Source organism: Bradyrhizobium sp. PRIMUS42 (assembly GCF_023006515.1).
Taxonomy (GTDB): Bacteria; Pseudomonadota; Alphaproteobacteria; order Rhizobiales; family Xanthobacteraceae; genus Bradyrhizobium.
This window is the reverse complement of sequence record NZ_JALBGZ010000393.1, coordinates 1-6020: the sequence shown is the minus strand read 5'-3', so window position 1 is coordinate 6020 and position 6020 is coordinate 1. Positions and strand designations below refer to the sequence as shown.

Sequence of the window (6020 nt, the reverse complement as noted above, 5' to 3'; positions counted from 1 at the left end):
AGCTGCGGCCCGCAGACCGAGCAGCCCGCCAAGGCCGAGGCACCGCGCGGCCGGCGGTGATGCGTCTGTTTCGGTAGCTTCAAAACGAAAAGCGCGAAAACAACCCCATGCACAGTAGCCAAGCTACTGAAAGCAATTCTGTTTCATTTGTGAAGATTCCCGGCAAAGTTGGTTCGATCCCGACTTCCTTTGACACGTCGGGCAAAGCAGCTGCACAGTCCTGTCCTCGACGAAATGGGAAACTATCGTCCATCAGCCTTTCGTGCTGGCCGTCTTGTCGAGCGCGGAACGCAAACCTTCGGCGAGCTTGATCGCGTCATCGTTGGCCCAGAAGTGCATGAAGAACAGCCGCGGTTGTTCATCCAGCATGTGGCTGTGCAGCGCCGTCACCTCGATGCCGCGCGTCCGCAGCGCCAAGATGACCGGGTTCACCTCGTCGCTGGTCAGCACGAAGTCGCCGGTGATGGCTGCCCTGCCTCCTCCGCTTGGCTGGAAGTTGATGCCGATCGCGACGCCCATGGCAGCGGCCGGGGTCAACGGCATACCCTCTTGCATGATCAGGTCGCGCCGCTTCACATTGAACTGGTAGACGCCGCCGCGGGATCGAGCCGCACATCCGCCGCGCGCGTTCCGACGGGTGGAGCAATTTGTGGGATGGACGGGAGATGAAATGACATGCGGCGCCCTTGGTGAACAGGACGCGATTCTTGAGCATGTCGCCTCACGGGGAGATCGCATGTCCCCGGCACGATCGAATAGAGACCCGGACGTCCGGGCTGTCAACGCGCTTGGCCGAGATGCGTCACGAAGAGTTCAACCAACCGCCGGCCGCGCTCTTGAAATGTCGCGGCCGCCTCGCGTAGATTGCCTGCGTGGGGACGAAGCAGACTCCCCGTGAGACCTCGGTCCAAGATCTGCGCAGCACGCCATTCGTGGAGCTTGCGCATGGACACCGAACGACACTCCTCTTCCCACCCGACCGTTGCCATCCTCTCACGCGGGGACGCCGGTGCGCGGGCGGACGCGACGCCGCAAAGCAGCCGGTTCGTCCGCGTCTTCGAAGCGCTCGCCGCAGCCGGCATCGAAGCCCGGCCGGTGATCTACGACGAGACCTTCTCAGGCGCTGTCCTCGAACAATTGCTCGCGGTCGATGGCGTGCTGGTCTGGGTCGATCCGATCCACCAGGGCAAGACACGCGCCGAACTCGATCCCCTGCTTCGCGACGTTGCGGCCCGGGGACCATGGGTGAGCGCGCATCCCGACATCATCCTGAAGATGGGCGTCAAGGAGGTGCTCTACCGAACGCGTCACCTGGGCTGGGGTGCCGACACGCATCGCTATGACAGCGCGGCGGCGCTCCGCGCCGAACTTCCATCGCGCCTCCGGCCAAGCGGCCCGCGCGTGCTCAAGCAAAATCGCGGCAATGGTGGCCAGGGCGTCTGGAAGGTCGAAGCGCTTCCTATCGCGGACGCCACGGTTCGCGTGCTGCATGCGCAACGCGGCAGCCTGCCCGAGGACATGCCGCTCGATGCTTTCATCGCGCGATGCGAGCCCTATTTCGGCTGGGGCGGCTGCATTATCGACCAGGCGTTCCAACCTCGCCTGCCGGACGGAATGATCCGCTGCTACATGAGCGGGTCCAAAGTTGCGGGCTTCGGACATCAATTGATCAAGGCCTTGATCCCGCCGCCGCTGGAAGGGCCTGAGGCACCCGGGGCGCAACCGGGGCCGCGGATCATGCACGGCCCCGATGCCCCGCCCTTCCAGGCGTTGCGAAGGTCGATGGAGGACGAATGGGTACCGCAGATGATGGAGACGCTCGAGATCGATGAATTCTCGCTCCCCGTCATCTGGGACGCAGACTTCCTCTACGGGCCCCGCAATGAGGCCGGCGCCGACACATACGTTCTGTGCGAGATCAACGCGAGCTCCTGCTTTGCCATCCCCGAGGAAGCTCCGGCAGCGATCGCGCGAATGGTCAAGCACCGCCTCCTACGATCGCGCCTCGGAACAGCGTCGACCCAGTCCCTCTGACCCGGCTACATCGACGATCACTTGCGACCGTCGCGCCGCGTCACAGAAATCCGGTCGAAATCCACGGGACCGCGGCAACCACGAGCGTGCCGATCAGCAAGGCCACGATATAGCCGACGATCGGCTTGATGCCTTCGTCGGGACTGATGCGGCTGATGGCGCAGGCCGCATAATAGCCGACCCCGAACGGCGGAGCGAACAGTCCGATGCCCATCGCGAGAACGACGACCATTGCGTAGTGCACCTCGTGCACGCCGACCTGGCGCGCGATCGGAAACAGCAGCGGTCCAAACAGAACGATCGCCGGAATGCCTTCGAGCACGCTGCCGAGAATGACGAAGGCAAGGATCGTCACGCCGAGGAAGACCGGCGTTCCGCCCGGCAGCGTGGTCATGAATTTTGCGAGCGAGGCCGAGAAGCCCGATTGTGTGAGGGCCCACGCCATGCCGGTCGCGGCACCGATGATCAGCAGGATCGCGCCGGAGAGCGACGCGGTCTCCACCAGCATCGGATAGAGCCGGCGCCAGGAGAACTGGCGGTAGATCAGGAGCCCGGTGAGAACCGAATAGACAATGCCGATGGTCGACACTTCGGTCGCGGTCGCGACACCCTCGACCACCGCCGCGCGGATCACGAACGGCAGCGCCATCGCCGGAATTGCAATGACGAAGGCGCGGCCGATCTCCCTCCCCGTCGCGCGCCTCACATGCGACAGGTCCTCGCCGCGGTATCGCCACCAGACGACGGAGCAGAGACCGATCGCCAGCACGATGCCCGGCAGCAGGCCGCCGGTGAACAGCGCAGCGATCGATACGCCGGTGACCGAACCGATCGTGATCAGCACGAGGGACGGCGGGATGGTCTCGGTCTGGGCGCCGGTTGCCGCAAGAAGCGCGACGAGATCGCCGGGCTTGGCGCCACGCTTGGTCATCTCGGGAAATAGTACGGGCGCCACCGCCGCCATGTCGGCCGCCTTCGAGCCGGAAATGCCCGACACCAGGTACATCGCGCCAACCAGCACATAGTGCAGACCGCCGCGTACGTGGCCGAGCAGGCTGGCGAGGAAACTCACCATGGCACGCGCCATGCCGGTCATTTCGATCAGCAGACCGAGGAACACGAACAGAGGCACGGCCAGCAGGATCAGATGGCTCATGCCTTCGTCCATTCGTCCGATGATGACGACATCGGGCGTGCTCGTCGTGAGCGAGAGGTAGCCGACGGTCGCAAGGCCGAAGGCGAAGGCGATCGGCACCGCCGCCAGCACCATGGCGCCGACGATGACCACGAAGAAGATGAGCAGGTTCAGGTTGCCAAGTGGCTTCAGCAGCGGCGCAGCAAGCACGAGCACGGCGATGAGGCCGGCGACGAGTGCTGCGGCCCCGAGCAGGCTCCGTAAGCCCGAGATGCGGACGAGGCGCAGCACCGCGGCGACCAGCATCAGGCCGATGCCGACCGGCAACGCAGCGGCGCGCCAACTATTAACGATCTCGAGCGCCGGCGTCCTGACGAAGACCTCGTCGGCCGCGAACTCGTAAGCGGGGTGAATCACCAGCAGCAGGAACGCCAAGGATGCCGCGGCGGCGACCACGTCCAGAAATGCACGCGCGTCGGCGCGCAGCATGCCGATGATGGCCGTCATCCGCATGTGCTCGCCGCGCTGGAAGGCGATCACGGATCCCAGCATGGCGAGCCACAGGAACAGGATTCCGGCCAATTCGTCGGCCCAGATGATCGGGGCATGAAAGACGTATCGGCCGACGATGCCGGCCGACAGAACGACGATCTCGGCCAGCACCAGGAGCGCGGCCGGGATCGCAACCGCATGACCGAGCGCCTTGTTAGCCGTGACGGCCCAAAGGCGCACACCAGATTGAGGTGCCGTGACAGCGGCACCGCGGTCGATGCCGGGCGTATGGCTGAGGGCGGTCATGACAGCTTGCCCGCCGCTTTCTCGAGTTGCGCCCAGGCCTCCTCGCCGAACTTGCCTTTCCAGTCGCCGTAGAAGCTCGTCTTGGCGAGTGCCTGCCGAAACGCGCCGCGGTCGACCTCGATGAACTGCATACCCTTGGCGGAGAGGTCCGCGCGCAGCGAGTCGCTGAGCTTGGCGATGTCGGCGCGCTCGTCCTTGGCCGAACGGTCGAATTCCCGCGTCACGATCTGCTGCACGTCCTTCGGCAATTTCTCGAAGGCGCGCTTGTTGCCGAGGATCCAGTAATTGTCCCAGACATGCCCGGTCAGGGAACAGGTCTTCTGCACCTCGTAGAGACGGGCGGTCGCGATGATCGGCAGCGGGTTCTCCTGTCCGTCGACCACCTTGGTCTGGAGCGCGGAATAGACTTCATTGAAATTGATCGGCGCAGGTCCCGCGCCGAGTGCCTGGAACAGCGACGTCAGATTGGGTGCGGCCGGCACGCGCAGCTTGAAATTCTTCAGATCCTCCGGCGTCCTGATCTCGCGGCCGGACGAGGTGACGTGGCGGAAGCCGTTGTCCCAGGGGCTCGACACCGCCATGATCGGCGTCTTGGCGATCTGCGCGCGGATATAGGCGCCGAGTTCGCCGTCCATCGCTTTCCAGGCCGCATCATAACTCGTGAACAGGAAGCCAAGGTTCACGATGCCTGCTGCCGGCACCAGGGTTGCGAGGATCAGGGATGAGAGGTTGAAGAACTCGACGCCGCCGTTGCGCACCTGCGTCAGGAGGTCGGTATCGGAACCGAGCTGGTTGGCCGGAAACAGGTTGATCTCGAGCCGGCCGCCCGTCGCCTCGCGAATGCGGTCGATCGCCTCCTTGGCGCGGGTGTTGACCGGATGGGTCGGGTCCTGCCCCGTCGCGAGCTTGTAGGTGAACTCCGCCGCCGAGGCCGGGCGTGTGAGAATGCCGCATAGCGGCAAGGCGGCGCCTGCGAGGAGCAGCTTACGCCGGCTGAGAGTGATTGGCTTCCGCTGGGTCATCGATTCCTCCTGTTGAGCTTGGATTGATCTGGCTGCGGCTTTCGCCACCAGCTTTTTGCTGCTGGCTGGCTCTCGATGCGCCAGCATTGGACAGCAGCTCTCGGTCTCCGCAGCGTTACCGCGAAGCTTGTCGGTTTGATCGGATGTGGTTGGCTGCGTGCGCCGCTAGCGCAGCCACTCCTTGATCCGCCGCATCACCTCCGCGGTCGAGATGCCGTAACGGTCGTGCAGCGTCGGCAGCGCGCCGGCGGCGAGGAACTCATCGGGAAGCCCGATCTGCCGGAACGCCGGATGGACGCCCGCGCGCTCGGCGTGTCGCTGCCGATCAAGACCATCTTCGAGGCACCGACGATCGAAAGTCTTGCCCGGCGGGTCGACCAAGCCATGGCGGCGACGCCGCGCAAGCCTGCCACAAGCGTGTTGGGCCTGGCCGATGCGAGGCCGACCGACAGCGGCTGGCCCACGCTCTCGATTGCGCAGGACCAGATGCTGCGGATCGAGCAGAACCTCCCGGGGTTGCCACTGTTCAACCTGCCCTTCGCCTTCCGTCTCCAGGGCCCGCTCGATGCGAGCGCACTGGCGCGGGCGATCGATGATGTCGTGGGCCGGCACGAATCGCTGCGGACCGCGTTCGGCTGGAACGGCGAGGAGCCGGTCCGTCACGTCGCCGCACCCGGCACCCTCGGCCGGGTCCTGACCATCGAGACGATCGGCGACGGTCACCCCCACAACAACAAGCGGCGCAAAGCCCTGGAGCTCAGGAAGATCGATCTCCTGATCCAGCACGAGGCCTATGTCCCGATCGATCCCACGCGCGGACCGCTGCTGCGCGCCCGGCTGTTGCGGCTCCACGACGACGATCATGTCCTGCTGCTGACGCTGCATCACGCCGTTGTCGACGGCTGGTCGATCGGGGTGCTGTTCGAGGAAGTGTCGAGCCGCTATGCGGCGCTGGCCGGATATCCGTCGGTGCCGCTACCGAAGCCGCCGCCCGCCTTTTCGGACGTCGCACGCTGGCAGCGCTGGTGGTG

3 protein-coding genes and 3 pseudogenes are annotated in these 6020 nt (G+C 65.1%); 2 read left to right on the top strand and 4 right to left on the bottom strand.

The features are described 5' to 3' along the window. Window positions 1-252 precede the first annotated feature (252 nt). Window positions 253-606 (bottom strand): annotated as a pseudogene (locus MOV75_RS24495) (DUF1259 domain-containing protein); the annotation flags it as partial. Window positions 607-945: 339 nt separating this feature from the next. Here MOV75_RS24495 and MOV75_RS24490 point away from each other — a divergent pair. After that, window positions 946-2034: a Cj0069 family protein gene (locus MOV75_RS24490; RefSeq protein ID WP_247006758.1), complete on the top strand. Its 1089-nt coding sequence runs from the start codon at window positions 946-948 to the stop codon at window positions 2032-2034. A 40-nt stretch (window positions 2035-2074) separates the two neighbouring features. On the opposite strand, the gene MOV75_RS24485 is transcribed toward MOV75_RS24490, so the two are convergent. From MOV75_RS24485 to MOV75_RS24475, 3 genes and pseudogenes are all read right to left on the bottom strand, one after another. Continuing rightward, window positions 2075-3967 (bottom strand): TRAP transporter large permease subunit, encoded by a 1893-nt coding sequence (locus tag MOV75_RS24485; protein WP_247006757.1) that lies wholly within the window; start codon window positions 3965-3967, stop codon window positions 2075-2077. Beyond that, window positions 3964-4989, bottom strand: a complete 1026-nt coding sequence (locus MOV75_RS24480) for a TRAP transporter substrate-binding protein (protein ID WP_247006756.1) — start codon at window positions 4987-4989, stop codon at window positions 3964-3966. Before MOV75_RS24480 ends, MOV75_RS24485 begins: the two co-directional genes overlap by 4 nt. 165 nt (window positions 4990-5154) lie before the next feature. Continuing rightward, a pseudogene (locus MOV75_RS24475) lies at window positions 5155-5295 on the bottom strand (transketolase family protein); the annotation flags it as partial. On the opposite strand from MOV75_RS24475, the pseudogene MOV75_RS24470 reads away from it, so the two are divergent. Further along, window positions 5287-6020, top strand: a pseudogene (locus MOV75_RS24470) (condensation domain-containing protein); the annotation flags it as partial. The pseudogenes MOV75_RS24475 and MOV75_RS24470 overlap by 9 nt on opposite strands.